22 protein-coding genes and 2 riboswitches are annotated in these 25,598 nt (G+C 72.6%); of the genes, 9 read left to right on the top strand and 13 right to left on the bottom strand.

What is annotated here, in order from left to right; all coding sequences use genetic code 11:
* Positions 1-19: 19 nt before the first annotated feature.
* Complete coding sequence (locus tag ABZ808_RS23450) at positions 20-1,324, bottom strand: AI-2E family transporter (protein WP_357010217.1); 1,305 nt, start codon at positions 1,322-1,324, stop codon at positions 20-22.
* A 152-nt stretch (positions 1,325-1,476) separates the two neighbouring features.
* On the opposite strand from ABZ808_RS23450, the gene ABZ808_RS23445 reads away from it, so the two are divergent.
* Both ABZ808_RS23445 and ABZ808_RS23440 read left to right on the top strand, forming a co-directional pair.
* Entirely contained in the window at positions 1,477-1,815 is a 339-nt protein-coding gene (locus ABZ808_RS23445) for a co-chaperone GroES (RefSeq protein ID WP_357010215.1), read from the top strand.
* A gap of 93 nt (positions 1,816-1,908) precedes the next feature.
* Positions 1,909-2,076 carry a hypothetical protein gene (locus ABZ808_RS23440; protein ID WP_357010212.1) on the top strand — a complete coding sequence of 56 codons (168 nt, stop codon included), beginning with the start codon at positions 1,909-1,911 and terminating at the stop codon, positions 2,074-2,076.
* A gap of 21 nt (positions 2,077-2,097) precedes the next feature.
* Here the strand turns inward: ABZ808_RS23440 and ABZ808_RS23435 are convergent, their stop codons facing one another.
* Positions 2,098-3,573 carry a PrsW family intramembrane metalloprotease gene (locus ABZ808_RS23435; RefSeq protein WP_357010210.1) on the bottom strand — a complete coding sequence of 492 codons (1,476 nt, stop codon included), beginning with the start codon at positions 3,571-3,573 and terminating at the stop codon, positions 2,098-2,100.
* A 23-nt stretch (positions 3,574-3,596) separates the two neighbouring features.
* A riboswitch (SAM riboswitch) is annotated at positions 3,597-3,716 on the top strand.
* A gap of 46 nt (positions 3,717-3,762) precedes the next feature.
* Between ABZ808_RS23435 and ABZ808_RS23430 the strand changes: the two genes are divergently transcribed.
* A complete protein-coding gene (locus tag ABZ808_RS23430; protein WP_357010208.1) occupies positions 3,763-5,025 on the top strand; it encodes an aminotransferase class V-fold PLP-dependent enzyme in 1,263 nt (420 codons plus the stop codon).
* A gap of 4 nt (positions 5,026-5,029) precedes the next feature.
* Here ABZ808_RS23430 and ABZ808_RS23425 read toward each other — a convergent pair whose 3' ends face one another.
* A complete protein-coding gene (locus ABZ808_RS23425) occupies positions 5,030-6,265 on the bottom strand; it encodes an FUSC family protein (RefSeq protein WP_357010720.1) in 1,236 nt (411 codons plus the stop codon).
* A gap of 106 nt (positions 6,266-6,371) precedes the next feature.
* Between ABZ808_RS23425 and ABZ808_RS23420 the strand changes: the two genes are divergently transcribed.
* Positions 6,372-7,028 carry a metal-dependent phosphohydrolase gene (locus tag ABZ808_RS23420; protein ID WP_357010205.1) on the top strand — a complete coding sequence of 219 codons (657 nt, stop codon included), beginning with the start codon at positions 6,372-6,374 and terminating at the stop codon, positions 7,026-7,028.
* Here ABZ808_RS23420 and ABZ808_RS23415 read toward each other — a convergent pair.
* Entirely contained in the window at positions 7,000-7,284 is a 285-nt protein-coding gene (locus ABZ808_RS23415; protein ID WP_357010202.1) for a DUF4031 domain-containing protein, read from the bottom strand. The genes ABZ808_RS23420 and ABZ808_RS23415 overlap by 29 nt on opposite strands.
* 67 nt (positions 7,285-7,351) lie before the next feature.
* On the opposite strand from ABZ808_RS23415, the gene ABZ808_RS23410 reads away from it, so the two are divergent.
* Positions 7,352-8,752, top strand: coding sequence for an FAD-linked oxidase C-terminal domain-containing protein (locus tag ABZ808_RS23410; protein WP_357010199.1), 1,401 nt, complete (start codon positions 7,352-7,354; stop codon positions 8,750-8,752).
* Here the strand turns inward: ABZ808_RS23410 and ABZ808_RS23405 are convergent.
* Together ABZ808_RS23405 and ABZ808_RS23400 are read right to left on the bottom strand one after the other, a co-directional pair.
* Positions 8,730-9,302: a hypothetical protein gene (locus tag ABZ808_RS23405; RefSeq protein ID WP_357010197.1), complete on the bottom strand. Its 573-nt coding sequence runs from the start codon at positions 9,300-9,302 to the stop codon at positions 8,730-8,732. The two genes, ABZ808_RS23410 and ABZ808_RS23405, sit on opposite strands and share 23 nt — an antisense overlap.
* 86 nt (positions 9,303-9,388) lie before the next feature.
* A complete protein-coding gene (locus ABZ808_RS23400; RefSeq protein WP_357010194.1) occupies positions 9,389-11,257 on the bottom strand; it encodes a glycerol-3-phosphate dehydrogenase/oxidase in 1,869 nt (622 codons plus the stop codon).
* Positions 11,258-11,285: 28 nt separating this feature from the next.
* Here ABZ808_RS23400 and ABZ808_RS23395 point away from each other — a divergent pair, with 28 nt between their 5' ends.
* The 3 genes from ABZ808_RS23395 to ABZ808_RS23385 all read left to right on the top strand — a co-directional run bounded on the left by ABZ808_RS23395 (position 11,286) and on the right by ABZ808_RS23385 (position 15,222).
* Positions 11,286-13,886 carry a S8 family serine peptidase gene (locus tag ABZ808_RS23395; protein ID WP_357010192.1) on the top strand — a complete coding sequence of 867 codons (2,601 nt, stop codon included), beginning with the start codon at positions 11,286-11,288 and terminating at the stop codon, positions 13,884-13,886.
* 68 nt (positions 13,887-13,954) lie between these two features.
* Positions 13,955-14,890 carry a GNAT family N-acetyltransferase gene (locus ABZ808_RS23390; RefSeq protein ID WP_357010190.1) on the top strand — a complete coding sequence of 312 codons (936 nt, stop codon included), beginning with the start codon at positions 13,955-13,957 and terminating at the stop codon, positions 14,888-14,890.
* 86 nt (positions 14,891-14,976) lie between these two features.
* Positions 14,977-15,222, top strand: coding sequence for a hypothetical protein (locus ABZ808_RS23385; protein WP_357010188.1), 246 nt, complete (start codon positions 14,977-14,979; stop codon positions 15,220-15,222).
* 55 nt (positions 15,223-15,277) lie between these two features.
* Here ABZ808_RS23385 and groL read toward each other — a convergent pair whose 3' ends face one another.
* The 3 genes from groL to ABZ808_RS23370 all read right to left on the bottom strand — a co-directional run bounded on the left by groL (position 15,278) and on the right by ABZ808_RS23370 (position 18,691).
* Positions 15,278-16,900 carry a chaperonin GroEL gene (gene groL / locus ABZ808_RS23380; RefSeq protein ID WP_357010185.1) on the bottom strand — a complete coding sequence of 541 codons (1,623 nt, stop codon included), beginning with the start codon at positions 16,898-16,900 and terminating at the stop codon, positions 15,278-15,280.
* A gap of 270 nt (positions 16,901-17,170) precedes the next feature.
* Positions 17,171-18,373: a hypothetical protein gene (locus ABZ808_RS23375; protein WP_357010183.1), complete on the bottom strand. Its 1,203-nt coding sequence runs from the start codon at positions 18,371-18,373 to the stop codon at positions 17,171-17,173.
* Between the two features lie 114 nt (positions 18,374-18,487).
* Positions 18,488-18,691: a cold-shock protein gene (locus tag ABZ808_RS23370; RefSeq protein ID WP_053654337.1), complete on the bottom strand. Its 204-nt coding sequence runs from the start codon at positions 18,689-18,691 to the stop codon at positions 18,488-18,490.
* Positions 18,692-19,107: 416 nt separating this feature from the next.
* On the opposite strand from ABZ808_RS23370, the gene ABZ808_RS23365 reads away from it, so the two are divergent.
* Positions 19,108-19,629, top strand: coding sequence for a GNAT family N-acetyltransferase (locus tag ABZ808_RS23365; RefSeq protein WP_357010181.1), 522 nt, complete (start codon positions 19,108-19,110; stop codon positions 19,627-19,629).
* Positions 19,630-19,767: 138 nt separating this feature from the next.
* Here the strand turns inward: ABZ808_RS23365 and paaN are convergent, their stop codons facing one another.
* The 4 genes from paaN to ABZ808_RS23345 form a co-directional block, all read right to left on the bottom strand.
* On the bottom strand, positions 19,768-21,441 hold the full coding sequence (paaN, locus tag ABZ808_RS23360; RefSeq protein WP_357010179.1) for a phenylacetic acid degradation protein PaaN: 1,674 nt from the start codon (positions 21,439-21,441) through the stop codon (positions 19,768-19,770).
* Between the two features lie 101 nt (positions 21,442-21,542).
* A complete protein-coding gene (locus ABZ808_RS23355; RefSeq protein WP_357010176.1) occupies positions 21,543-22,562 on the bottom strand; it encodes a GNAT family N-acetyltransferase in 1,020 nt (339 codons plus the stop codon).
* Positions 22,563-23,073: 511 nt separating this feature from the next.
* Positions 23,074-24,360: a threonine synthase gene (gene thrC / locus ABZ808_RS23350; RefSeq protein ID WP_357010173.1), complete on the bottom strand. Its 1,287-nt coding sequence runs from the start codon at positions 24,358-24,360 to the stop codon at positions 23,074-23,076.
* Positions 24,361-24,371: 11 nt separating this feature from the next.
* A riboswitch (SAM riboswitch) is annotated at positions 24,372-24,507 on the bottom strand.
* 93 nt (positions 24,508-24,600) lie between these two features.
* On the bottom strand, positions 24,601-25,563 hold the full coding sequence (locus ABZ808_RS23345; protein ID WP_357010171.1) for a DMT family transporter: 963 nt from the start codon (positions 25,561-25,563) through the stop codon (positions 24,601-24,603).
* Positions 25,564-25,598: the final 35 nt, after the last annotated feature.

Raw genomic sequence — 25,598 nt, 5'->3', positions numbered from 1 at the left:
GCGACGCGGGCGCGGTGCGTCAGGGGGCTTGTGCGGCGACTACGACGGCGTCCGGTGGGGTGTCCGGCACCGTGCGGGCCGCCAGTCGGCGCACTGCCGTGTTCAACACGGCGATCAGTGGCACCGAGACCAGCGCACCGGTGATGCCGGCGAGCACCACGCCAGCGGCGATACCGATGATCACCGCGAGCGGGTGGATGGCCACCGCCCGACCCATGATCAGCGGCTGGAGTACGTGCCCCTCCACCTGCTGCACACCGATCACGGCGCCCAGGATGATCAGCGCGGTGACCGGGCCGCTGTCGACCAGCGCCACCAGGACCGCCACGCCGCCGGAGAGCGCCGCGCCGACGATCGGGATGAACGCGCCGAGGAACACCAGCGCCGCGAGCGGGAACGCGAACGGGACGTCGAAGATGACCAGGAAGATGCCGATGCCGACCGCGTCGATGAAGGCCACCAGCACGGTCGCGCGGACGTACGCGACAAGGGTCTGCCAGGAGGCGCGGCCCGCGTCGTCGACCTTCCAGCGGGCGGCCACCGGCAGCAGCCGTACGAGGAACCGCCAGATCCGGCTGCCGTCGCGCAGGAAGAAGAACGTGGCGAAGAGGACCAGCAGCGTGCCGGTCAGCACCTCCGCAAGCGTCGCGGCGGTGCTCAGCGCACCGCTGGTGAACTTCGAGGTGTTGTCGTTGATCCAGCCCTGCGCCTCGGTGATGTAGCGGTCGAGCTGGTTGTCGGAGAGGTGCAGGGGGCCGGTCTTCAACCAGTTCTGGATCTGCCGGACGCCCTCGGAGGACTTCGCGCTCAGCTCCGGCACACCCTGGATGAACTCGTTGACCACCAGGGTCAGCGTGCCGACGACCCCCGCCAGACCGCCGACCAGCACCACCGCCGTGGCCAGCGACCGGGGCAGCCGGGCCCGCAGCAGCCAGCCGACGGCCGGCGCGAGCAGCGCCGACAGCAGCAGCGCGATGGCCAGCGGGATGATCACAATCTTGACCGTGCCGACGATCCGGAGCAGCGCCCAGGCGACCACCCCGATCACGATCAGTCGCCAGCACCAGGCGGCGGCGATCCGCAGCCCGTGCGGCACGTCGGCGTCGTCCCGACTGGATGTCGACGTGTGCAGGTCCACCGGAGGCTCCGCGCCGACGACCGTGGCCGTCGGCGGGGCGACGGGCCCCGGCACGGCGGGCGAGGCCAGCCCAGGCGTCTCCGGCGCGTCACTCGGCTTCTGCTGGCCGGTGTGTACCGACTCCCGGGTCGACTGGTAGGCGCGGCGCAGCCGCCCGCGTACCCGCTCGAAGCGGCTCAAGCGCACCTCCTGGCAGAAGAATCAGCCCGCCCACGGCGAGAGGTCGGACAGCGCACGTCCGTTCCCGACACACTAGGGCAGTTCCGCCACACAATGCCCCAGCCACCTCGGGCGTAACCACCGGCAGCCGGTCACCGGCGACACGGTAGCGTCTCCCCGTGACCGCCGACCAGGATTTCGACGCCGGCCTGCCGATCCGCCTGCTGCACGACCGCGTGCTGGTACGCATGGACGGCAGCGAGGGCGAGCGGCGCTCCACCGCCGGCATCGTCATCCCGGCGACCGCCGCCGTCGGCAAGCGCCTGGCGTGGGCCACCGCCGTCGGCGTGGGGCCGAACGTCCGCGCCATCGTCTCCGGCGACCGGGTGCTCTTCGACCCCGACGACCGGTCCGAGGTCGAGCTGCACGGCCGCGGGTACGTGCTGCTGCGGGAGCGCGACGTGCACGCCGTGGCGGCCGAGCGGATCGAGAACAACTCCACCGGCCTCTACCTCTAGGACGCGCCTCCCGGGTCACCGGCGGCGGCGCGTGCCGTTTGCCCGGCCGCACGGCGGGAAGCCAGCCGGCGACCGTGGCCCTGGGGAGGGACGATGCCGGTATTCGTTAAGAAGCTGCTGACCTGGGGCAGTGTCGCGTTCCTGATCTACTTCATGGCGTTCCGGCCGGACGGCGCCGCGCAGATGTTCAAGGCGATCGGGGCCATGCTGGTGGCGATGGCCCAGGGGCTCGGTGACTTCCTCACCACCCTGATGACCTGAGCCCCGCCCCACCAACCGCCGTCAGGGGTGACCGGGCGGCCAGGGCGTCGCGGGGCGTACGCCGTGCCAGCCGGGCGGCGCATAGCCCATCGGGGGCGGCGGCGGGGCCAGCACCACCGGAATCGGCACCACCGGCTCGTCGGGTGCGGTCACCGGGCGCTGCGTACCGTCCGGGAAGCGCAGGTGGTAGCGGCTACCGTCCCAGACCCCCACCGGAGCCTGCGGGTCCCGACCCACGAAGAACGACCGGTACGCCGTGATCGCCTCCAGCAGTTGCCGCTCCTCGGCAGCGGTCCGCTCCAGGTCGGCGGGCTTGCGGTCCAGGCCGCGAAGCGTCCCGTCGCGCAGCAGCGCCAGCCGGGTGGCGCTGAACTGGTACCCCCGCATCGCCCGCACACCGGCGTCCCCGGCGACCCGACGCGCCCAGCTACGGGCGGCGTGCCGACGGCCGAGGCTGCTCAGCGCGGCCACCTCGGGTGGGCTCAGCCAGCCGGCGCGTACGTAGTCCGGGAGTCTCCGCTCGGTGAGCCGGCCCTCCCACGCGCGCAGCCACAGCGCGAGCCCCACCATGCCGAAGAAGACCGGGACCATCAGGCCGAGGAAGCCGTACAACATGATCACTGCTTCGCCGGTGGCCTGGGTCAGCGTGGGCAGCAGGTTCCAGGTGCCGTGCAACATCATCGCCAGCAACAGCCCGGCGACGGGGGCGAGCACCCGGACCCGACGGTCGGCCGTTCGGGCCGCGATGCCCAGCCCCACACCGGCCATCGAGGTGAAGAGCGGATGGGCGAACCCGAACAGGAGGATCCGGACGATGAAGATGGCGATGACCTGTTGGGTGCCGGTCGCCGGGCCGTACCGGTCGGCGCCTGCCGCGTAGCCGTACCCGCCCAGGTAGAGGATGTTCTCCACCATGGCGAAGCCGACCGCGGAGAGCCCGCAGTAGACCAGCCCGTCGGTGATCCCGGACCACTCCCGGCGACGGAACACCAGCAGCAGGATCGGGCCGAGGGCCTTGGTCAACTCCTCGATGAACGGTGCCACCAGCACCCCGGTGAGCGCTGTCGGCAGACCCCAGTCGGCGAACCGGGCGGCCGAGAACTCGTTCACGGTGAGCGAGGCGGCGGTGGAGACGAATGCTCCCCAGCCGAAGCAGAAGATCAGGTACTTCAGCGGTTCCGGTTCGTACCGGTCCAGCCAGAGGAAGCAGGCGACAAGCACCGGCACCGGCAGGATCGCGGCAACGACCCCGACCAACAGCGCCTGTACGCCGAGCGACTGGCCGAGCGTGAAGACCATGAACAGCGCGCACGCGGCGATGAGCAACACCACCCCGGCCAGCACCAGGAACCGTCGCCAGCCCAGTCGGCGCAGCGGCATCCGGGGCGTCTCGCCGGCGGGCGGGGCCGCGGGCGTCGACGACGGCAGGGGTGCACCGGGCGGGGTGTCGGCCATGCGGTCAGCGTAGCCATCCGGTGCCGACTGATCCGGTCGCATCCACAGCCGCTATGCTTTCCGCAGGTCACGAGCGCCAGCGTCAAACCCCGGTTTGCTGGCCGGCAACCCTCGTCAGTTCGCGGTGGGGTGCCCCGGGTGATGACCGGGCCCAGCCCGATCGGCGTGCTGGGCAAGCGCGGACCCCGTCCCGACATCACGCCCGGGGTCCCTGACCCCGGAGGTTCCGGCGTGCCCGTCACCCTCGTACCCTCGCTGCCCACGATCGCCGCGCCCGCTCCGGCGGCGCCGCTCGACGTGCTCGGCGTACCCGGCGAAATCAACCTGGACTACGCGGCCACCGCGCCGTGCGCGCGGGCCGCGGCCGACGCGGTGACCGAGCTGCTGCCCTGGTACGCGAGCGTGCACCGGGGCGCTGGCGCGCTGTCGCGCCGTTGCACGCTGGGCTACGAGCGAGCCCGGCAGACGGTCGGCGACTTCTTCGGCGCCCGTGCCGACGATCACGTGATCTTCACCCGGAACACCACCGACGCGCTCAACCTGCTGGCTCGGGCCCTGCCCGCCGGCGCGACGGTGGTCACCTTCTCCGGCGAGCACCACGCCAACCTGCTGCCGTGGCCGCGCGGCTCGGTCCGGCTGCCGGTGCCCACCGACCCGGCCGAGGCGGTACGCGCCCTCGCCGCCGCCCTCACCGAGCTGCGCCGGAACAGCAACCCGGCGCTGCCGGTGCTGGTCGCGGTGACCGGTGCCAGCAACGTGACCGGGGAGAGGTGGCCGGTCGCCGAGCTGGCGCGGGTGGCCCACCGGCACGGTGCCCGGATCGTCCTCGACGCCGCGCAGCTCGCCCCGCACGCCCCGGTCGACCTGCTCACGCTCGATGTGGACTACCTGGCCGTCTCCGGCCACAAGCTGTACGCCCCGTTCGGCGCGGGCGTGCTCATCGGCCGATCGGACTGGCTGGACGCCGCCGCGCCCTACCTGGCCGGTGGCGGCGCGACCAGCCACGTCGGGCCGGCCACCCACGACGTGGCCTGGACGACCGGCCCGGCACGGCACGAGGGCGGCACACCGAACCTGTTGGGCGCGGTGGCGCTGGCGGCGGTGTGTGAGGCGCTGGGCGACGCCGACCGGGCCGCGCTGGCCGCCGACGAGCAGGCGCTGCTGGCCCGGCTGCGCGCCGGCATCGCCGCCCTGCCGCACGTGGTGGAGTTGCGCACCTTCGGCCCGGACGCGCCACGGGTCGGCATCGTCTCGTTCGTGGTCGCCGGCCGGGACTCCGCGGAGGTGGCCGCCCGGCTGGCCGCCGAGCACCGGATCGGCGTACGGGACGGGTTGTTCTGTGCCCACCCGTTGGCCCGGCGGCTGCTCGCCGAGGCGGCGGGACGTACCGGCCGGCGGGATCTTCCGCCCACCGCGTTGCGTGCCAGCATCGGCCTGGGCAGCACCGCCGCCCAGGTGGACCGGCTGCTCGCGGCGCTTGCCACGCTGGGCTGAGCGCTCAGCCGATGGGCGGCGCGGTGGGCGGCTTCGGCGCCTCGCCCGGCTCGGCCGGCTCACCGACCGGCCTCTCCTGCTCCCCGAATGCGGTGCGGATCCACCGGTTCGCCTCCTCCTGCTCGATCCCGGAGGCCACCAGCAGGTCACTCGCCGTCGTCCGGATCTGGGCGACCACCACGCTGCCCGAGAAGCCGACCCCGGCGCCGTACGCCCGGCCGGCCTCGCTGACCGCCCGCAGCGACCGCTCCCGTGCCTTCTGTGGTTCCTGGCCCGCCGCGAACTCCTGTTTGAGCAGCCGGACCGCCTCGGCGAGGTGCTCGATCCCGTCCGGCATCGGATCCGGTACCGGCTCCTCGTCCTCGACCAGCGTGACGGACCGGCGGATCAGCGTGCCGGTGTTGCGCATCGCCCGGTCGATCGGGTCGGCCGCCTCCGCGTAGTGGGTCAGTTCGCCGCGGCGGTGCCAGCGGGCCGGGGAGAGGGTGGCCGTCTCCTTCGCGCCCTTGATCGCCTCGGCCAGGGTGGCCAACTCCTCCTTGTTGTTGCGCATCCGGTCCAGTGCCCGCTGGATGGCGTCGCGGTCCCGTTTGCGCAGCCCGTCGGCGGCGGCGTCGAGCTGGTCCGCGAGCAGGTCCAGCGCCGGCCGGGCGGCCCGATTGATCACCCGCAGCGGGTTCAACGGCAGCAGCACCGCCGTCACCAGCAGCGCGATCCCGCCGCCGAGGAACGCGTCGATGAAGCGCGGGATCTCCAGATCCTCCGTGGAAGGGCTCAGCGTCACGATCAGCACCGCCGTGGCCGCCGCCTGGATGACGATGGCCACGCTGGCCCCGGCGAAGATCGTGAGCAGGATCGCCACCGTGACCACCAGGCCGAGCTGCCACGCCCCGGTGCCGAGCAGGTAGACCAGGACGTCGCCGATCGCCACCCCGATCGCCACTCCGAGGATCAGCTCCACGGTCCGGCGGAACCGTTGCCCGACCGACGCGGCCAGGGTGCCGACCGCGGAGATCGGCCCGAAGACCGGCTGCGGGTTGCCGAGCAGCTTGTGCGAGATCAGGTACGCCAGCCCGGCGGCCAGCCCGGCCTGGACGGCCAGCCCACCGGCCATCCGTACCCGGTGCAGCCGGTCGTGCAGGGTGGCCCGCCCGCGGTGGCGCAGCTCCTCGGTGGCCTCGGCGATGCGCGCGCCGTCGACGTCCACCAGTCCTTCCCGCAACGGGGCACGGCGCACCATCGGTGGTTTCTTGTCGCGGGCCGCTGCCATGGGCGCGACTACCCGAGGCGAGCCCGCTGAATCCTCCCGCCCCACGCGCACGGGACGAATGCGGCAGACTCGGGCGGTGACCGACCTGCTGGACCGGTGGCGGGCGGCAGCCCGGGGTGCCGGGGTGACGCTCGACGATGCCGCGACCCGGGCCGGGGAGCAACTGCTCACCCGGTGGCGGGAGCCGCACCGGCACTACCACACCGTGGCGCACCTGACCGCCGTACTCGACGTGGTGGACGGGCACGCCGCGCTGGCCGACCGGCCCGACCTGGTCCGCCTGGCCGCCTGGTGCCACGACGCAATCTACGACCCGCGGGCGCCCGGCGACACCAACGAACGGGACAGCGCCGCGCTGGCCGAGAGCCTGCTCACCGGGCTCGGGGTGCCGGCGACCGCGGTGGCCGAGGTGCGCCGGCTCGTGCTGCTCACCGCCGGGCACGCGGTGCCGCCGGACGATCGGGACGGTGCCCTGCTCTGCGACGCGGACCTCGCCGTGCTGGCCGCGCCGCCGGCCGCCTACGACCGCTACGCGGCGGCCATCCGGCAGGAGTACGCGCACGTGCCCGAGCCGGCCTTCCGGACGGGTCGGGCCGGCGTGCTCACCGCGCTGCTGGCGCTGCCCGCGCTGTTCCGGCTGCCCCCTCTCGCCGACCGGTGGGAGCAGCCGGCCCGGGACAACCTGCGCCGGGAGCTGGCCAGCCTCAGCGGGCCGTCGACGCTCGCGGGCTGACCAGGTGCTTCGGGCGGCGCAGGCCGGCGTCGCGGAGCAACCGGACCAGCTCCCGGCTCGGCACCACCCGGGCTCCGAGCCACACCGCCGCCGCGAACCGGTCGGCCGGGATGTCGTAGTGGTCGCGGTCGAAGCCGCGCCGGGGTGCGCCCAGCGCCTCGGCGAAGGCGTGCAGCTCGGCGTAGGAGACGTCGCTGATCAGGTGTGACCAGAGCCGGCCGCGCCACGGCCAGGCTGGCCGGTCCAGGTAGAGCATGTGCCCAAGTTAGCCCGCAGAGTCGATCATGTTGATGATCGGCGGCCGGCGACCTAGCCTCGGCTGCATGGCCCCCACCGGACTCCTCGACGACCTGCGCGCCGCGCTGGGCGAGAACGCCGTGCTCACCGACCCGGATCTGCTGCGCATGCACGAGCGGGACGAGGCCGACCTCTGCGCCGCCGGCACTCCTCTGGTGGTGACCCGCCCGACCAGCACGGAACAGGTGGTCGCGGTGGTGCGGGCGGCGGCGCGGCACGGCGTACCGGTGGTGCCGCAGGGTGCGCGGACCGGGCTGGCCGGCGCGGCGAACGCGGTGGACGGCGCGGTGGTGCTCAGCACCGTCGCGATGAACGAGATCCGGGAGATCGACCCGGTGAGCCGGATCGCGGTGGTCCAGCCGGGTGTGGTCAATGCGACGCTGGCGGCGGCGGTGGCCAAGCAGGGGCTCTGGTACCCGCCGGACCCCGGCTCCTGGGAGTCGTCCACCATCGGCGGCAACGTGGCCACCAACGCCGGGGGCATGTGCTGCGTCAAGTACGGGGTGACCACCGAGTACGTGCTCGGCCTGGAGGTGGTGCTCGCCTCCGGCGAGGTGCTGCGCACCGGCCGGCGTACCGCCAAGGGGGTGGCCGGCTACGACCTGACGCGGCTCTTCGTCGGCTCGGAGGGCACCCTCGGGGTGATCACGGAGGTGACGGTGGCGCTGCGCCCCGCCCCGGCCGAATCGCTGACCCTGGTCGCCGTCTTCCCGTCCACGGCGGCTGCCGGCGCGGCGGTCGCGGAGATCGCCGCACAGGGTCTCAGCCCCAGCCTGCTGGAGTTGCTGGACCAGACCCACCTGCGGGCGATCGAGGCGTACCAACCGATGGGGTTGCGGACCGACGCGCAGGCCCTGCTGCTGGCCGCCGCCGACACCGGCAGCCGGGCGGCCGACGACCTGGCCGGCCTGGCCGAGGTGTGCGAGGCCGCCGGCGCCGACGAGGTCTACGCGGCCACCGACGCGGTGGAGGCGGCGGCGTTGTTGCAGGCCCGACGGCTGGCCCACCCGGCGATGGAGAAGTTCGCCGCCGACGCGTACCCGGGCGGCAATGGCGGCCTGGTGATCGACGACGTGGCGGTGCCGCGCGGCGCGCTCGCCGCGCTGCTGGACGGGGTGGCCCGGATCGCGGCGGAGTGCGAGGTGCCGATCGGCGTGGTGGGGCACGCCGGGGACGGCAACATGCACCCGAACATCGTCGTCGACCGGGCCGACCCGGCGAGCGTGGAGCGGGGCCGGCGGGCGTTCGACGAGATCATGCGGCTCGGCCTGGACCTGGGCGGCACCTGCACCGGCGAGCATGGGGTCGGGCTGCTCAAGCGGGACTGGCTGGCCCGGGAGATCGGCCCGGTCGGCGTCCGGGTGCACCAGGCGATCAAGTCGGCGCTCGACCCGGCCGGCCTGCTCAACCCCGGCAAGGTGCTCTGACCCGAGGGCTCTGGCAGCCTTCGATCTCGGCCGGGGTTGCCTGGGTGAGCAGCAGCAGGATCTCCCCCGCAACCGCCGTTCGCTCCTCACCCGGGCAGTCCTGTGAGGTGACCAGCCCGGAGGACGTGAGCAGGCTGGATGTCAGGGCGTCGATGCAGGTCGCCCGGTACCGCCGGACCTGGTCGGTCTCGTTGGCCAGCGCCGGGTCGGCCAGCAGCACCTGGAGCCGTTCGGTCAACTCCGGGGCGAGCCTGCCCCGGGAGGTGACCCCGTCACCGGCACAGTCGAGGCACTGCCAACTGCCGTCCCGTTGGACGCTCAGGGTCCGCATCGGGCCGTCCGCGCCGAGCCGTTGCAGCAGGCTGACCTGACCCACGGCGATCGTGGTCGGAATCTCGGGCTCCGACCCGCCCGCTGCCGCACCGGCTGGTGGTTGCGCGGCCGGCTCCACAGACGCGTCCCGGTCGAGCGGCGCGCAACCGGTCAGTGCGCTGGCGAGCACCGCAGCGAGAAGGAGAGCGAGCGGGCGGGAGTGCGCGCGGTAAGGCACGCGCGGAACCTACCCCACCGTAGGTAGCGTCCGAAACCACCATTCGGGGGGGTATCGTTAGTTACCCCTTGGTAACGTATTTTTCATCACCGAGCGGACGGACGCAACTCAGCCTGATCGTCTTCGTCACCCCGGTCCGCGGCGTAACCCCGAACGTCCGGAGCGCCCAGTCGGGCCGCGTCCGCCGCCGCGTCGTCCGGCATCAACTGGGACTGCCGCTCCGCCTCCACCCGCACGCGGTAGTGCTCGACCTCGCGGGCCCGGGTCGCCGCGTCCCAACCGAGCACCGCGCCCATCAGCTCGGCGGCGTGCTCCGCCGATTCCAGGCCACGGTGACTGGTCTCGAAGGAGATCCGGGTCCGCCTGGTCAGCACGTCCTCCAGGTGCAGCGCACCCTCGGCCCGCGCCGCGTACGCGACCTCGGCGGCCAGGTATTCCGGAGCCCCGGCCAGCGGCGAGCCGAGCAGCGGATCGGCGTCGATCATCGCGAGCAGGTCCAGCGTGAGGCTGCCGTACCGCTCCAGCAGGTGCTCCAGCACGCCCACCGGCACACCGTGCCGACGGGCCAGGTCGGCACGGTCCCGCCACAGCGCCGGATAGCCGTCCGCGCCGAGCAACGGCAGGTCGGCGGTACGCGACGCGCGGGCGCCACCCAACCGGCGCACCGCCCGGTCGACCACGTCCGAGGCCATCACCCGGTACGTCGTGTACTTGCCGCCGGCGACCAGCAGCAGCCCGAGCATCGGCTCGAATACGGCGTGCTCGCGCGAGAGCTTCGAGGTGGAGTCGGCCTCGCCGGCCAGCAACGGGCGCAGCCCGGCGTAGACGCCCTCGATGTCGACGGTGGTCAACGGCCGGTCCAGCACGGTGTTGACCTGCTGCAACAGATAGTCGATGTCGCTGGCCGAGGCCGCCGGGTGGGATCTGTCCAGGCGCCAGTCAGTGTCCGTGGTGCCGATGATCCAGTGCCCGCCCCACGGGATGACGAAGAGCACCGAACGCGCCGTACGCAGGATGAGCCCCGTCTCACCGGTGATCGCCGAGCGGGGCACCACCAGGTGCACCCCCTTCGAGGCGCGCACCCGGATGCCGGGCCGCAGCCCCACGTCGTTGAGCATCCGGGACATGTCGTCGCTCCACACACCGGTGGCGGCGATCACCGTGCGGGCCTGCACCTCGAACTCGGCGTCCGGGGACCCGGCCGGCGCCTCCAGGTCGCGAACCCGGACGCCGGTGACCTCCCGCGCCTGCCGGATCAGCCCGACAGCGCGGGTGCTGCTGACCACCGTGGCGCCGAGGCTGGCCGCGGTGCGGGCCAGGGTGACCACCAGTCGGGCGTCGTCGACCTGCCCGTCGTAGTAGCGGATCGCCCCGGCCAGCGCGTCGGCCCGCAGGCTCGGGAAGATCCGCCGAGCACCCTCCCGGGTCAGGTGCCGGTGCAGCGGCATGCCCCGGCCGCCACCGAATAGACCGGCGAAGGCGTCGTAGGTGGCCACACCTGCGCCGTAGTACGAGCGGCGGAAGATCCGGGCGGGTAGGTCCCGCAGACCCCGACCCGCCGGCAGCGGCACCAGGAATGGCACCGGGCGAACCAGGTGCGGCGCGAGTCGGGTCGCCAGCAGACCCCGCTCGGTCAGCGCTTCGTGGACCAGATGGAACTCCAACTGCTCCAGGTAGCGCAGCCCACCGTGGATGAGCTTGCTGGACCGGCTCGAGGTGCCCGAGGCGAGATCGCGGGCCTCGACCAGGGCCACCTTCAGCCCTCGGGACGCGGCGTCCAGAGCGGCACCGGCACCTGTCACGCCGCCCCCGATGACCAGCACGTCGAAGCGCTCGGCACGCAGTCGGCGCAGGTCGGAGGCACGGCGGACCGGCGAGAGCTGGCCGGCGACGGCTCGGGAGACATTCGGATCACGCACCTGTCCACCGTAGCCGCCATGGTCACCGGTCGACATGCGGCGCTCGCCCCGTACTGTGCGAGTCATGCAGGTCGGCTCTGCGTCACCCGCTGGTCAACCACCGCCCCACCAGCCGTGGGCCACGGCCCGGGCCAACCCGTGGCCGGTGGTCGCGGCCGTCCTGGCCGGCGGCTGGGCGGTGGCGGTCACCGTCGTTGCCCAGTCCGGTGGCTGGCTCACCGACCAGGTGCTGCTGAGCTTCGGGCGGGACCGGGTCGGCTGGCTCTGGCCGGTGCTGGGCCTGTTCACCGCCGCGCTGGTGGGCACTCCCGCCGTGCTGCTGGCCTTACTGCCCCGCTCGGCCGCCGTCCGGGCCACCGGGCGGGCCTGGCTGGGCGCGGCACTCACGCTCGCGGTGCTGACGCTGGTGCGGATCGTGCCGCCGGTGCACCACGAGGCGTACCTGGCCGTGCTGGCCGGCGCGACGGCACTCACGACGCTCGTCCTGCGCTGGTGGGCACGCCGGTCGGCGTCCACCCGCTCGGGCGGCGGCAGCAGGCCAGGCCCCGACGCCGCAGCCGGGGGCGCGCCCGACAGCGGCGGCGGGGCTGCGCCCGACAGCGCTGGCGGCGGGGCGGCCGACAGCGCCGACGGCGGGGCGGCCGGGGTCGTCGGCGCTCCGGAGCCGGCCGGGCGCGGCCGGGCGATGCGCCGACCCGTGCCGCTGCTCGCGGTCGCCGCCGGGCTCGCGCTCCTGCTGCCCTGGGCCTGGCTGGGCGCGCTCGGCGGGCTGCTGGAGACCGCGCTCGCGGCGCTGGCCGCCGCCGCCCTGGGCGTGCTGGCGGCGACACTGCTGGACGCCACCTTCTGGTCCCGGTTCGCGATCGGCCGGCCGCCCCGCCCGGCCCGGTTGGTGCTGGTCGGTGGCCTGGTCGCCGGGGTGGCGCTGCTGCTGCTCGCCGCCGGTGTCGGCGAGTCCGGCGCACAACTGCCCGCCCTGCTGACGCTGCCACCGGCGGGTTTCGCGCTGGCCGCTCTCTGGGCCGCGATCCTGCGGCCGACTTCCGAGGCGGCGACGGACGCCTCCCGTACCGGCCGGGCCGCGACCGGATGGCTGGTCGGCCTGGCCGTGCTCGGACCGCTGGCGTTCACCGACCCGGAAGAGATCACCCTGCTGCTGGTCGGCACCCGCGACGTGCCGTTCTGGGTGGCGGTCGCCGCCGGTGCCGGGCTCGCCGTCGCGGTCCTGGTCGCCATCGGGTACGGGGTGTTGCTGGCCCGACCGGCGGCGCGGACGCCGAGCCGTCGGGTAGCCGCGTTGACGGCGGCGGTGCTGCTGGTGACGGCGGTCGTCGTCGACGTCGGGCCGGGACAACCCGGGCTGCACGGCGAGCGGCTGCTGGTGGTGCTGCGCGAGCAGGCCGACCTGACCGGTCTGCCGGCCGGCACACCCGGGCAGGCCGGACGCGACGCCCGGGCGGCCGAGGTCTACCGGCGGCTCGTGGCCACCGCCGAGCGGAGCCAGGCCGACCTGCGCCGGGACGTGACCCGGCTACGACTCGACCCGGTGCCGTACTACCTGGTGAACGCGGTCGAGGTGGACGGCGGCCCGTTCGTGCGGGCCTGGCTGGCGCGTCGGCCCGAGGTGGCCCGGGTGCTGGTCAGCCAGCGCCTGCGGCCACTGCCCGCCCCGGCGGGGCAGACCCGGGGCACCGCGCCGGCACCCACCGGCCCGGAGTGGAACATCCGGCAGATCGGCGCCGACCGCGTCTGGTCACAGCTCGGGGTGACCGGAGCGGGCATCGTGGTCGGCAGCTCCGACTCCGGAGTGGATGGAGGCCATCCGACGCTGCGGGCCGGGTTCCGCGGCGGGGACGACTCCTGGTACGACCCGTGGAACGGCACCCGCGCCCCGAACGACCAGGGCGGGCACGGCACCCACACGGTCGGAAGCGCGGTCGGACGGGACGGCATCGGGGTGGCGCCGGACGCGCAGTGGGTGGGTTGCGTCAACCTGGACCGCAACCTGGGCAGCCCCGGGCACTACCTGGACTGCCTCCAGTTCATGCTGGCCCCCTTCCCGACCGGCGGTGACCCGTTCACCGACGGCCGGCCGGAGCGCGCCCCGCAGGTGCTGACCAACTCGTGGGGCTGCCCGCCGATCGAGGGCTGCGACCCGGGCGCGCTGCTGCCGGCCAGCACGGCTCTGGATGCCGCCGGGATCTTCGTGGTCGCCGCCGCCGGCAACACCGGCCCGTGGTGCGGGTCGATCGACGACCCGCCCGCGCCGTACTCGAACGTGCTGACCGTGGGCGCGGTCGACGCGCAGCGGCGAGTGGCCGAGTTCTCCTCGCGCGGTCCGGTGCCGGGCAGTGCGGGCAAACCGGACCTGCTGGCACCGGGGGTGGGTGTGGTGTCGGCGATGCCGGGCGGCGGGTACGCCGCGCTGGACGGCACCTCGATGGCGACCCCGCAGGTCGCCGGAGTGGTCGCGCTGATGTGGTCGGCGAACCCGGCGCTCGTCGGTGACCTGCCCCGGACCCGGCAGATCCTGCGGGACACCGCCACATCGGCCGAGCCGACCTACAGCTCCCGCGACCCGGCCGACGCCTGTGGCGGCCCGGCCAACGTCACCGGCGCGGGCCAGGTCGACGCCTACGCCGCCGTCCAGGCCGCTCGGCGATAGGCGGGACGTCGTTTCGGCTCGATGGGCGGGAGCGCGGCTCGGCACACGGTGATCTAGGGTCGGCCACCATGGACGTCGAGATCACCGTCACCGAGCTGACCCCCGACCTGGTTTCCACCGTGGTACGGCTCTGCGTGCGGGCTCTCGACCTGCCCGAGGACGCCGCCGAGGCCGCTGCCATCGTGGACGTGCTCTGGCCCCGGGCCGCCGCCGACCGTCCGGTGGTCGCGCTTGGCGCGTACCGGGATGCTGATCTGGTCGGGGTTCTGCTCTGCTCGGTGTCGTCGAGCGACCCGTCCACCGGGCACGTCGACCTGCTCGCGGTGCTGCCCGACCAGCGTCGCCGGGGTGTCGGCCGGACGCTGCTGGGTCGGGCCGAGCGGGTGCTCGCCGAGCGCGGCGTGACCGAGGTGCTGCTGGCCGGCAACCCGCCGTACTACGCGTGGCCGGGCATCGACGTCCGCTACACGGCGGCGGTCTGCACCGCCCTCGCGCTGGGCTACCGGCAGGACCGGACCGCCTGGAACATGACCGCCGACCTGTCGTACGACGGGTCGCCGGCGCTGCGGTCCACCGAGGCGGCGGAGCGGCGGCTGGCCGATCAGGGCATCACCGTACGCCGAGCGGAGCCAGCGGACCTGCCGGCGTTGACCGCGTTCGCCCGGTCCGCCTTCGGTGGCACGTGGGACGGCGAGTTGGCCGGGTCGGTGGGTCGCGAGGGCGCCGGTTGCCACCTCGCGGAGCAGGCCGGCGAGGTGCTGGGTTTCGCCGCGTACGGGTCGTCGCGACCGAGCTGGTTCGGGCCGATGGGCACCGCGCCGGCCGCCGAGGGTTCGGGCATCGGTGGGGTGCTGCTGCGGCGCTGCCTGCGTGACCAGCGGGCGGCGGGGCTGGACCGGGCTCAGATCGGCTGGGTGGGGCCGGTGCCGTTCTACTCGGGCAGCGCGGGTGCCCGGATCGAGCGGGTCTTCTTCCTGTACCGGCGGACACTCGATGTCGATTAAAGGGCGAACGGGATATAGACCCAGATAACGCGTTCGCCCCGCATCGATCATCGACGCCCCCTACCGTTTCGGTAGAGGAGGCAGCCATGACCACGGATGATGACCAGACCGAGGACGGCCCGCCGATCACCTGGAAGCCGGTCGCTGAACTCCCCGGTCAACTGCCGTTCGACCGACTCGACTACGGCGACGCCGAGCAACTGGCCGAGATGACCACCGACGGCACATCGGTGGTCGAGGAGTCGCAGGAGATGGTGGACGCGCCGATCCAACTGCCTCCGCCGTACGACCAGGCGAAGAAACGGCGCAACCAGCGCCCACTGCCCACCTGACGACGAACGGGGCGGACCGCGTCAGCGGCCCGCCCCGTTCTGTGTCGGACTGGACTCAGAAGTCCATCTCTCCGCCACCCGGGCCAGCCGGGGCAGCCGGGTTCTTCTCCGGCTTGTCCGCGACAACAGCCTCGGTGGTGAGGAAGAGCGCCGCGATGGAGGCGGCGTTCTGCAGCGCCGAGCGCGTCACCTTGGCCGGGTCGATGATGCCCGCGGCCAGCAGGTCGACGTACTCGCCGTTGGCGGCGTTGAGGCCGTGACCCGCTTCGAGGTTACGGACCTTCTCCACCACGACGCCGCCCTCAAGGCCGGCGTTGACGGCGATCTGCCGCAGCGGGGCGTCCAGCGCGACCTTGACGATGTTGGCACCGGTCGCCTCGTCGCCGACCAGGTCCAGCTTGTCGAAGGCGGTCTTGCCGGCCTGCACCAGCGCGACGCCACCACCCGGGACGATGCCCTCCTCGACGGCCGCCTTCGCGTTGCGAACGGCGTCCTCGATGCGGTGCTTGCGCTCCTTGAGCTCGACCTCGGTGGCCGCGCCGACCTTGATCACCGCGACGCCACCGGCCAGCTTGGCCAGCCGCTCCTGCAGCTTCTCGCGGTCGTAGTCGGAGTCGCTCTTGTCGATCTCGGCCCGGATCTGGTTGACCCGACCCTGGATCTGCTCGGCGTCGCCGGCACCGTCGACGATGGTGGTCTCGTCCTTGGTCACCACGACCTTGCGGGCGCGGCCCAGCATGTCGACGCCGACGGCGTCGAGCTTGAGGCCGACCTCCTCGCTGATGACCTGGCCACCGGTGAGGATGGCGATGTCGGCGAGCATGGCCTTGCGGCGGTCACCGAAGCCCGGCGCCTTGACGGCGACCGACTTGAAGGTGCCCCGGACCTTGTTGACGACCAGGGTGGCCAGGGCCTCGCCCTCGATGTCCTCGGCGATGATCAGCAGCGGCTTGCCCGACTGCATGACCTTCTCCAGGATCGGGAGCAGGTCCTTGACCGACGCGATCTTGCTGTTGACGATCAGGAGGTAGGGGTCGTCGAAGACGGCCTCCATGCGCTCCGGGTCGGTCATGAAGTAGGCCGAGATGTAGCCCTTGTCGAAGCGCATGCCCTCGGTGAGCTCCAGCTCCAGCCCGAAGGTGTTGCTCTCCTCGACGGTGATGACGCCTTCCTTGCCGACCTTGTCCATCGCCTCGGCGATGATCTCGCCGACGGTGCTGTCACCAGCGGAGATGGAGGCGGTGGAGGCGATCTGCTCCTTGGTCTCGACGTCCTTGGCGAGCTTGGACAGCTCCTCCGAGACGCTCGCGACCGCAGCCTCGATGCCCCGCTTCAGGGCCATCGGGTTGGCGCCAGCGGCCACGTTGCGCAGGCCCTCGCGCACCAGGGCCTGAGCCAGGACGGTCGCCGTCGTCGTGCCGTCACCGGCAACGTCGTCGGTCTTCTTGGCGACCTCCTTGACCAGCTCGGCGCCGATCTTCTCGTACGGGTCCTCGAGCTCGATCTCCTTGGCGATGCTCACACCATCGTTGGTGATGGTGGGGGCACCCCACTTCTTCTCGAGCACGACGTTGCGGCCCTTGGGGCCGAGGGTCACCTTTACGGCGTCAGCGAGCTGGTTCATGCCTCGCTCGAGGCCACGGCGAGCCTCTTCGTCGAACGCGATCATCTTGGCCATACGGCGTTGTCCTCCTGGACACTCACGGGCCACCCGAGATGTGTGCCCCGGATGGGCCGCCTGGTGTACGCACCTTGGGACGTCGCCACCTGGCGACGACGACGTCCTTCGGCCGGGCCGGATAGCCCGCGACGACCGGCCATGCCACCCCGGCGTCTCCACGCCGGTGCAACCTGGCCCCACCGTCCCGACCATTGGCACTCACGGTATGCGAGTGCCAATGACTTGTTTAGCACTCTCCCCTGCCGAGTGCAAGCACGATGGGGGCGCTCAGCCGAGTTCCGCCGCCAGTCCGGCGCTGTTCACCGGTGCCTCATGGGCCCGCTGCTCGGTGTACGTGACCAGCAGGCCGACCAACTGGACGAGGTGGGCCGGCAGGACCAGCACCGCGGTGACGCCGATCACGGCCACCGCCACGACCGCGGCGCCCGGCGACGCCAGCGGGTCCGAGCCCAGCGTCACGATGCCGAGCGACTCCAGGAAGCCGCCCATCATGCTGCCGACGATCACCACCCCGGCCACCAGCGCCACCCGGCCGAGCAGCAGCCCGAGCCGGTCGTGGAACATCCGGAACGACCGGCCGATCGGGTTGCGCCGTTCGAAGAGGTAGACCGGGCCGGCCATGCTCAGCGCGAAGGCCAGGTAGATGCCCGGCAGCAGGCAGAAACAGACACCTACGCCGACGAGCACGCTGATCAGCAGAGTCCAGCCCCACAGACCGAGCGCCCGACGCACGCCGTACCGCAGCGCCGCGTCGATGCTGGCCGGCCTGCCGGCGGCCTGCTGCGTGATCACCCAACTGCCGGCGGCCCACCCCACCGCCTGTACCAGACCAAAGAGCAGGCTGCCGCCGATCAGTGCCACGAGAAGGGTTGCCATGTCGACGGCGAAGTTGTCCGGCAGCCCGGCCGCCGGGTCCAGATCGGCCTGCGCCTCCCAGCCGGCCGACGGGTCCACGGCCAGCGAGATGACCGAGAGGACCGCCGACGGCAGCACCTGGGTGAGCAGCAGGATCGGCACCAACTGCCGCCAACCCCGACGCAGCGCGCCGTTGACCCGGTTGAGCCAGCCGTAGATTCCGGCACCGGGCGGAGTGACCAGGGGATCGTTGGGGTCGAAGCCGTGACCCGGCGGGTACCAGCCGACCGGTGGCCCCGGATACCACGGCTGCCCGCCGTAGGGACCCACCCCGGGCGGGTAGCCGCCGGTGGGCGGGAAGACCCAGCCCTGCTGCTGCGGCGGCCCCCAACCACCCTGCGCCGGATCCCAACCGGGCGGCGGACCGGAGGGCGCGCCCGGCGGCATGCCCGGCGGCGGACCGGAGGGCGCGCCGGGCGGCGGACCGGAGGGCGCGCCCGGCGGCATGCCGGGGGCCGCGCCGGAGGCAGGCGGCGTGCCGGGCGAGGTCGGGTCGGACGGACCCGGCTCCCCCGGCCCGAGGGGTGGGGTGGGCGGGGGTGGCTGGTCGGTCATGAACCCTCCTCAGCATCGGCTGGACGGTTCACGATCTTTCCGGGTGGGCGTCACCACCACAGCCCCGACCCTCCGACGACCGGAGGCGATTCACCGGCCGGCCGGACGAGAATTTCAGGCGACGACGCGGACGTGCTCCGCCTGCGGACCCTTCTGACCTTGGGCGATCTCGAACTCAACCCGCTGACCGTCGTCCAGCGCCTTGTAACCGTCCATCTCGATCGCGGAGAAGTGGACGAACACGTCCTGACCGCCGTCGACGGCGATGAAGCCGTAGCCCTTTTCGGCGTTGAACCACTTCACGGTGCCCTGTGCCACGGTGCACTTCCTCACTCTGCGCGGCGTTGCCTGGCCCCGGCGCACGGCAGGGCCGAACGCCTTCCGACCACCGCTTCACCGATCGACGTCGACCGCTGAAATGGGTGACCGAAATCGCACGCTACACGAGGAGTGACGGCCGCGCACTACCGCAAATCGGGCACATCACGGGCGGCATCGAGCGCGTTTCCGACAGCAGGAGCCATCCCCTGTTTTCGATCAAAGCAATCCATGCTCATAACTACCGGCGCGCTGCGGACGGCGCTGCGGCACCTGTCGCCTCGTGTCGCCCGCGACGATCCCGCCCTGGCGACCAGGTTGCGGAACAGACGCAGGCACGCAGCGGAGGCGCGTACCTGGACGACGCGATCGAGGACGTCGAAACCGTCGTCCACCCCTGTGATAGGCATGCGGGCATGACCACCGATCCAGGCCTCCGGCCGGCGAAGATCCGTCGGGTACGCCCGGAGGACGCCGCCCGCATGCGGGCGCTGCGCCTGGAGATGCTCGCCGACGCACCGCTGGCCTTTCTGGAGACCGTGGCCCAGGCCGCAGCGCTCTCCCACGCCGAGTACGCCGCCCGGGTCGCGTACACCTCGCTCGGGCCCAACAGGGCGCAGTTCGTCGCCGACCCGGGCGGCCGGCTGGTCGGGCACGCCGGTGGCACGGTCGCCCCGAACGAGCCCGAGCTGACCGTCATCTACGCCGTGTACGTCACCCCGGCCCGGCGGGGCAGCGGGCTGCTCGGCGAGCTGATCGACGAGGTGGCGGCCTGGTCCCGAGCCTGTGGCCGGCCGGAGCTGATGCTGGAGGTGGTGGTCGGCAACGACCGCGCCTACCGCGCCTACCAGCGGCTGGGCTTCACCGACACCGGCGTACGTGTCCCACACCCCACGGTCCCGGCACTGACCGAGCTGCAAATGCGCCGACCGGCCTAGAGCTGCTGCCCAAGAGCCGGCAGCGCCCCGACCAGCGTGCCCACGAAGGGTTTCCGGGGCGGCCCGACCCGCGCGGGGATCAAGCCTGACCGCCCGGAGCGGGTCGGGCTGCCCCGGAAACCCCAACCGCAGCCAGAATCAGACGTGCCGCCGAGACTGCACGATCCGGAAGCGGTTCGAGACGTAGGCACCGTCGGTCAGAGCCGAGTTGGCCGCCGCGTTGGCACCGCTGCCGTGGAAGTCGGAGAAGGCCGCCGACTGGTTGACGAAGACCCCGCCGGTCAGGTTGCAGGACAGGTGCACCCCGACCTCGACCGCCACCGCCTCGGCGGCGTCGAGCACCGCCTCGTCCGTCGAGTAGACCCCCGCGGTGAGCGCGCCCTTCTCACCGACGGTCCGGCGCATCAGCTCAAGGCTGTGCGCGGTGGAGTCGGTGGCGATGGCGAACGAGATCGGCCCGAACCACTCCCGGCCGTAGGTGCCCGCGTCGTCCGCGGCCAGCTTCACGATCGTCGGGGTACGCACCACCGCGTCGGCGTACGCCGGGTGTGCCACGGCCCGCGACTCCAGCACCGGCGCGCCGACCTTGGTCACCTCGGCCAGCCGCTCCAGCACCCCGTCGTTGACGATGGCGCCGGTCAGCTCGACGCCCCGGGCCGGGTCGGCGGTCAGCTTGCCGACCGCCGCGGCGATCCCGCCGGCCACCTCGTCGAAGCTCTTGTGCCCCTGGTCGGTCTCGATGCCGCCGGCCGGGATGAGAATGTTCTGCGAGGTGGTGCACATCTGACCGCTGTAGAGGGTCAGCGTGAACCCGAGGTTGCGGCACATGCCGGCGAAGTCGTCGGTGGAGTCGATCACCACCGTGTTCAGCCCGGCCTTCTCGGTGTAGACGGCCGCCTGCCGGGCGTGCGTCTCCAGCCAGTCGCCGTACTCGGTGGAGCCGGTGAAGTCGACGATCTTCACGGACCGGTGCAGGGCCAGGTCACTGGCGAGCTTCTCGCCGGGCGCCTCGGCGGCCAGCAGGATCAGGTTCGGGTCGAAGCCGGCCTCGGCGAGGACCTCCCGGGCGTACTTCACGGTGACGGCCAGGGGCAGCACCGCGCGCGGGTGCGGCTTGACGATCACCGGGTTGCCGGTGACCAGCGAGGCGAACAGCCCCGGGTACGAGTTCCAGGTCGGGAAGGTGTTGCAGCCGATCACCAGCGCCACTCCACGGGGCACCACATGGAAGGTCTTGGTCATCCGCAGCGGGTCGCCCTTGCCTGCGGGCTTCTCCCAGCCCGCCGTGCCCGGGTGCCGGGTCATCTCGGCGTACCCGTACGCCAGCGCCTCCAGCGCCCGGTCCAGCGCGTGCGCGCCGCCGGCCTGGAAGGCCATCACGAACGCCTGCCCGCTGGTGAACTGCACCGCGTTGGCCAGCTCGAAGATGTTCTTGTGCAGCCGGTCGAGGATCTCCAGGCAGACGCCCACCCGGGCCTGCGGGCCGGCGTCGCGCCACGCCGGCAGCGCGGCGGAGGCGGCGGCGATCAGCTCGTCGGGGCTGGCGTGCGGATAGCGCACCGCCAACTCCACACCGAACGGGCTCGCCTCGGTGGCGATCCGCCCGCCCGTGCCCGGCTGGTCGAGAGGAAAGTCGCCACCCAGGTACGCCTCGAAGGCGGCCTTGCCGTCGGCGGCGGCGGTCTCGCCGTACACCCGGGGGCTGGGCGATTCGGGGTACGCGGACCAGTAGCCCCGCTCCGTGATCGCGGTCAGCGCGCGGTTGAGGGTGTCGGCGTGCCTGTCGTACAGGGGCTGCGGGGTCTCCGTCATGCCCGCCATCATGCCTGAGGACGCTCCGCGAGCAGTAGCGCCAATGCCCGGCTGAGACGCATGCCTGAGGACATCGCAGGAGCAGTAGCGCCGATTGCTCGTCAGAGGGTGAGCTGCCAGTTGTTCCAGGAGTCCACCGGGCGGAAGCCGAGCCGCTCGTTGATCGCGATCATGTAGCTGTTGCTGGCCGCGTTGAAGGTGTCGATGACCCGTACCGCCGGTTCGTGGGTGAGCAGGTGATGCAAATTTTCGATCTTGGCGAGCAGGCCGAGCCGGTGCCCCCGGTGAGCCGGATCGACGATGGTGATCTGCTGGAAGGCGTGCCAGTCCGCGCTGGCACCCACGTCCAGCAGAGTCCAGGCGACCAGCCGGCCGGACTCCTCATGCCGCACCCCGAGGTGGTAGCGCCGCCGACCCCGGGCCTCCAACGCCCGCTCGGTGCCCCGGATTCGCTCGGCGTCCACCTGCTCCGGCTCCCACTGCACGTCCCCCATCGGCGCGTCCATGAGCAGCCGGCCGTCCAGGTAGGCGATGTCCGCCAGGTACTCCGGCGGGGTCGCACCCTGCCAGGTGACCGACCGGTACCCCTCGGCCAGGGCGTGTGCCTCGGCCAGCGCCGACCTCAGCGCGACCCGGTCGACGGTGTCGACCGCCAGCCGGCGACGCACCTCGACCAGCGCGGCCTGGGCTCCGGTCGTGGCGGCGAACGCATCACCGGCGCCCGTGCGGGCCGGCCCGTCGGGGAGCGCGCGGACGGTCATTCCGACCACCCGCTTGCGTCCGCGCTCGCGGAGCAGGCGCACCCCGTACTCGTGCAGTGCCCGGCCGACGCCGCGACGCCGCAGCTCGGGATGCACCGTCAGCTCGACGGACGCGTTGTCGGTGTTGTCGAGTTGGGGCAGATCCAGTTGGAGGTAGCCGGCCGGCACGCCATCCAGCCGGGCCAGCGCCCAGAGCGACTCGGTGCCGGGCATCGGCGTGTGGAAGAGCGCGTCGAAGCGACGGCGACAGAACGGCGGGAGATACGGCAGGTCGACGTCGTTGGCCGCCGCGCCAATCCGGTACGCCTGGTCGATCGCGGCCCGGTCGGAGCCGTCGAACGACACGATCGTGATGCTCATGCCGGCGAGCCTGGCACCCGGAAAAGCGATCGGGCCACCGAATTAATCCGGTGGCCCGATCGAACGTGGTCGGGAGGGACACTCGCACAACGCCTCCGGCGTTGGGTCGCAAGAACTTCAAAAGTCTCCGGCGAAATGCCCTCCCGCACGGAGCATCTTGCGCCGTCCGGTTCCTGCCGTCAAGTCCGCAGCGGCGGGTTTTCCACACTCACCGCGAAAAGCCAGTTACCCGGCGGATCGACCCGATCCCCCGTCCGGGCGATCCCCCCTCCCCCGCCCGACCCGCCCTGGCCCGACCCCGGCCCACCCGGCCCGGCCCGGCGCATGACCCACTCCATATCGCCGATGTTGCGGTTTCCGAGGAGGCGGATACCGCCATGTCGGCGAAACGGAGTCGATCACGCCAGCACGTGGCCGGTAAGCGACCGGCGACGAGTGAGGCGCGGGCGGGCAGGCCGGCGGGCCGGCGAGGGGAACCGAGGGTGGGGAGGGGTTGGGGACGGGGGGCGCGTCAGCCGAGGAGGCCGGCGTCGCGGGCGGCGCGCAGCGAGGGCTTGATGTGGTGCGTCGGGCCGACCTGACCGGCCACCGCGTCGATGGTCTTCAGGCCCTCGCCGGTGTTGAAGACGACCGTCTCCGCCGTCGGGTCGAGCCGTCCGGACTCGACCAGCTTGCGCAGCACCGCCACCGTCACCCCGCCCGCGGTCTCGGCGAAGACCCCGGTGGTGCGGGCCAGCAGCCGGATGCCGGCGCGGATCTCGTCGTCGTCGACGTACTCCATCCAGCCGCCGGTACGACGGACCGCCTCCAACGCGTAGAGGCCGGCGGCCGGGTCACCGATGTTGAGCGACTTGGCGATGCCGGTCGGCTTGACCGGCGTGATCGTGTCGGTCTCGGCGTGCAGGGCCGAGGCGATCGGGTTGCAGCCGGCCGACTGGGCGCCGAAGACCTTCCAGCCGCCGGCCGGTGCCTCGACCAGCCCGATCTCGACCAGCTCGGAGAACGCCTTGTCAATCTTGGTGAGCAGCTCGCCGCTGGCCATCGGGATGACCACCTGGGCCGGGATCCGCCAGCCGAGCTGCTCGGCCACCTCGTAGCCGAGGGTCTTGGAGCCCTCCGCGTAGTACGGCCGGACGTTGACGTTGACGAACGCGGTGTCCTCGAACTCGTCGGTCTCGACCAGTTCGCCGCAGAGCCGGTTGACGTCGTCGTACGAGCCGTCGATGGCGACCAGTTCACCGCCGTAGACGGCCGTGGTGATGACCTTGCCCTGCTCGAGGTCGCTGGGGATGAAGACCACCGAGGGGGTGCCGGCGCGGGCGGCGTGCGCGGCCACCGAGTTGGCCAGGTTGCCGGTGGACGCGCAGGCGAACCGGCTGAAGCCGAGCGCCTTCGCCGCGGTGAGCGCCACCGAGACGACCCGGTCCTTGAACGAGTGGGTGGGGTTGGCGCTGTCGTCCTTGACCCAGAGCGGCGCGGTGATGCCCAGCTCGGCGGCGAGATGCGGGGCCGCCACCAGCGGGGTCAGCCCCGGGTCGAGGGTGACCCGGGTGGCCGGGTCCTGACCGGCGGGCAGCAGCGCGGCGTACCGCCAGATGTTCTTCGGGCCGGCCTCGATCTGCTCGCGGGTGACCGTGGCCAGGGCAGCGGTGTCGTAGTCGACCTCCAGCGGGCCGAAACACTCGTAGCAGGCGTGCTGGGCGGCGAGCGGGTAGCGGGCCGAACAGGCGCGACAGACCAGGGCGCGGGCGGGGCTGGTGGAGGTGTCGATGCCGGAGGCGGCGAGGGTCGACGTCATGTCGGGGAGTCCTCTCATCTTTCCCCGCATCGCACGGTGCGGCAGGGACGGAATTGGCACCTGCCCCGCGGGTCGCTCAGCGGTGAGCGCGCAGGGTGGTTGCCGGGGCGTCGTCGGGCCGTATCCCTCAGCCCCTCTGGATGAGGTATTCAGTTGTGCCGTCGAGTCTAGGCACCGCCGGCCGTCGCATCCAGCGCGGATCCCACGCTGTGAGCTAGTCGACCAGGTCAGGACGGGTGGTCAGCGGGCGGTCACCGCCATCGGATCGACCACCGCGACCGGGTCGGTGACCGCCGCCGGCCGGGGCGGTGCCGAGGGCCGGGTGCGCGTGGCGAGGTTCGCCGCGACCAGAGCGGCGATGGTGATGGCGGCCCCGACCAGCTCGACCGGCTCCGGCCGGTAGCCGCGGGCGATCTGCACCACGAAGGTGACCACCGGCACCAGGTTCATGAACAGGGCCGCGTTGGCGGAACCGAGTCGCTGCACACCGGTGTTCCATGCGAGCGCCGCGATGACGGCGGCGACGATCACGGCGTACGCCAACTGCGGGGTGACCGCCACGAGGTCGGCGGCGGCCGGCACGTGCTGCCACCCGACGGCGTCGGCGCCGATGCTCACGGCCAGCATGGCGGCCGTGCCGGTGACCGCGGTCAGGGTGGTGAAGCGCAGCGGCGACCAGTCGCCGAACCGGCTGGCACCGTGGGTGTAGATCGCCCAGCCGAGCACCGCGCCGATCATCATGAGCCCGCCGAGACCGAACTGGCCGAGACCGGCCAGGCTCCCGCGGGTGATCACCAGGCCGACTCCGAGGAGCGCCACCAGGGAGAGGGCCAGCAAGAGCGGCGTTGGGCGTACGCCGTCGCGGACCCAGCGGACCAGTTGGGTGATCACGGGGGTGGTGGCCACGAAGAGGGCGATCTGTTGCGGGGCGGCATGGTCGAGAGCCAGGCTGGTGAGCAGGTTGAAGCCGGCGAAGCCGATCACGCCGAGCGCCACCACCTCGACCGTCCGACCGCCCAGCCGCAGCGCGGTCGCGCCCTCCCGGAGCAGCAGGATGGCGACCAGGATGACGGCGGCCAGCAGGTACCGGACGGTGGTCAGGTTGAGCGGGTCCACCCGGGTCAGAGCGGTAGCCAGGATCGGGAACATCGCGCCCCAGCTGAGCACGGCGAGCAGCGGATAGGCGGCGGCACGGGATCGCATCGTCAGCTCCAATGTTCGAGTATCTTCGAACCAAC

This window comes from Micromonospora sp. NPDC047527, assembly GCF_040643015.1.
Classification (GTDB): Bacteria; Actinomycetota; Actinomycetes; order Mycobacteriales; family Micromonosporaceae; genus Micromonospora.
The sequence above is the reverse complement of the archived record's forward strand: the minus strand, read 5'-3'. Positions and strand labels throughout refer to the sequence as shown.

Bases quoted from the DNA above. Each gene is read 5' to 3' on its own strand.
- ABZ808_RS23390 (WP_357010190.1), top strand. From the start codon at position 13,955: ATGGACGTCGAGATCACCGTCACCGAGCTGACCCCCGACCTGGTTTCC.
- groL (WP_357010185.1), bottom strand. From the start codon at position 16,900: ATGGCCAAGATGATCGCGTTCGACGAAGAGGCTCGCCGTGGCCTCGAG.
- ABZ808_RS23355 (WP_357010176.1), bottom strand. From the start codon at position 22,562: ATGAGCATCACGATCGTGTCGTTCGACGGCTCCGACCGGGCCGCGATC.
- ABZ808_RS23345 (WP_357010171.1), bottom strand. From the start codon at position 25,563: ATGCGATCCCGTGCCGCCGCCTATCCGCTGCTCGCCGTGCTCAGCTGG.
- ABZ808_RS23415 (WP_357010202.1), bottom strand. From the start codon at position 7,284: ATGCTCTACCTGGACCGGCCAGCCTGGCCGTGGCGCGGCCGGCTCTGG.
- ABZ808_RS23395 (WP_357010192.1), top strand. From the start codon at position 11,286: ATGCAGGTCGGCTCTGCGTCACCCGCTGGTCAACCACCGCCCCACCAG.
- ABZ808_RS23440 (WP_357010212.1), top strand. From the start codon at position 1,909: ATGCCGGTATTCGTTAAGAAGCTGCTGACCTGGGGCAGTGTCGCGTTC.
- ABZ808_RS23435 (WP_357010210.1), bottom strand. From the start codon at position 3,573: ATGCGACCGGATCAGTCGGCACCGGATGGCTACGCTGACCGCATGGCC.
- ABZ808_RS23365 (WP_357010181.1), top strand. From the start codon at position 19,108: ATGACCACCGATCCAGGCCTCCGGCCGGCGAAGATCCGTCGGGTACGC.
- ABZ808_RS23400 (WP_357010194.1), bottom strand. From the start codon at position 11,257: ATGTCGACCGGTGACCATGGCGGCTACGGTGGACAGGTGCGTGATCCG.
- thrC (WP_357010173.1), bottom strand. From the start codon at position 24,360: ATGACGTCGACCCTCGCCGCCTCCGGCATCGACACCTCCACCAGCCCC.
- ABZ808_RS23410 (WP_357010199.1), top strand. From the start codon at position 7,352: ATGGCCCCCACCGGACTCCTCGACGACCTGCGCGCCGCGCTGGGCGAG.
- ABZ808_RS23385 (WP_357010188.1), top strand. From the start codon at position 14,977: ATGACCACGGATGATGACCAGACCGAGGACGGCCCGCCGATCACCTGG.
- ABZ808_RS23425 (WP_357010720.1), bottom strand. From the start codon at position 6,265: ATGGTGCGCCGTGCCCCGTTGCGGGAAGGACTGGTGGACGTCGACGGC.
- ABZ808_RS23375 (WP_357010183.1), bottom strand. From the start codon at position 18,373: ATGACCGACCAGCCACCCCCGCCCACCCCACCCCTCGGGCCGGGGGAG.
- paaN (WP_357010179.1), bottom strand. From the start codon at position 21,441: ATGACGGAGACCCCGCAGCCCCTGTACGACAGGCACGCCGACACCCTC.